The organism is Kurthia gibsonii, from assembly GCF_006539985.1.
In the GTDB taxonomy this organism is placed as follows: Bacteria; Bacillota; Bacilli; order Bacillales_A; family Planococcaceae; genus Kurthia; species Kurthia gibsonii.
Genome location: NZ_BJOB01000105.1, coordinates 1 through 1272, shown reverse-complemented (window position 1 = coordinate 1272; position 1272 = coordinate 1). Strand labels below are relative to the sequence as shown.

1 protein-coding gene is annotated in these 1272 nt (G+C 33.9%); it reads left to right on the top strand.

Annotation, left to right across the window (positions count from 1 at the left end; all coding sequences use genetic code 11):
• The first annotated feature begins 1 nt into the window (after position 1).
• The gene (locus KGI01_RS13645) at positions 2-1120 is read left to right on the top strand and encodes an RNA-guided endonuclease InsQ/TnpB family protein (protein ID WP_141275135.1); all 1119 of its coding nucleotides are present in this window, start codon (positions 2-4) and stop codon (positions 1118-1120) included.
• The last annotated feature ends 152 nt before the right edge of the window (positions 1121-1272 follow it).

Genomic DNA, 1272 nt, shown 5'->3' with positions numbered 1-1272 from the left:
GATACTAGCAAAGAAGATACGAATTAAACCAACTAAAGAACAAGAAATTCAACTATGGAAATCTACTGGTGTGGCAAGATGGGTATACAATTGGACATTAGCTAGACAACAAGAAAATTATCAACGAGGGTTGAAATTCTTATCTGACAATGTTTTGAGAAAAGAAATCACACAAATTAAAAAACAAGAGGACTTCCAATGGTTGAGTGAAGTATCAAATAATGTAGCTAAGCAAGCTGTTAAAGATGCTTGTAATGCGTATAAGAGATTCTTTAAAGGTTTGGCGAAACGTCCAAGATTCAAGTCTAAGAAGAAATCTAAACCTTCTTTCTATAATGACAATGTGAAACTTAAAGTAAAAAAGAACACGGTGTTAATTGAGAAAGTAGGATGGGTTGCAACTTCTGAACAAGTCCCAATGGGGGTGAAATATACTAATCCTAGAGTATCTTTTGACGGAAAGTATTGGTATATCTCTGTTGGAGTAGAGCAAGAACAAGTAAAACAAGAATTAACGAATGAAGTAATTGGAGTAGATTTAGGAGTTAAAGAATTAGCAATTTGCTCGAACGAAATGGTGTTCAAAAACATTAACAAAACAAAAGAAGTGAGAAAGATTGAGAAACGTTTACGTAGGTTACAGCGAAGCGTTTCCCGAAAATATGAGATGAATAAGGAGGGAAACCGATTTGTCAAAACATGTAACATTATAAAAATCGAAAAGCAAATACGAAATCTACACAGACGGTTAGCTAACATTAGAAACAACCACATTCATCAAGCAACAAATACAATAGTGAAAACCAAACCTTGTAAAGTTGTGATGGAAGATTTGAATGTAGTTGGAATGATGAAAAACCGTCATTTAGCTAAAGCAGTAGCCAAACAAAAGATGTATGAATTTCTCCGTCAATTGAAATACAAATGTGAAAAATACGGAATTGAATTTATACAAGTTGGACGTTTCTTCCCATCTTCTAAAACATGTTCGTGCTGTGGACAAATTAAATCAGATTTAAAATTATCTGATAGAGTTTACAAGTGTGACTGCGGATTAGAGATAGACAGAGATATGAATGCTGCGTTAAATTTAGCTAAATATGGAGAATTAGTAGCTTAGTCACTTACAAGACACTACTAATGTGTAGGGTTCGTTGTACCCGAATTAACGCCTGTGGAGTATCATATCAAATGTGAGTAGCTTCGGCAAAAGCAGATACAAAGAAACAGGAAATAAACATTGCTTATAGATTTTTATAGGTTTTTGGCAAC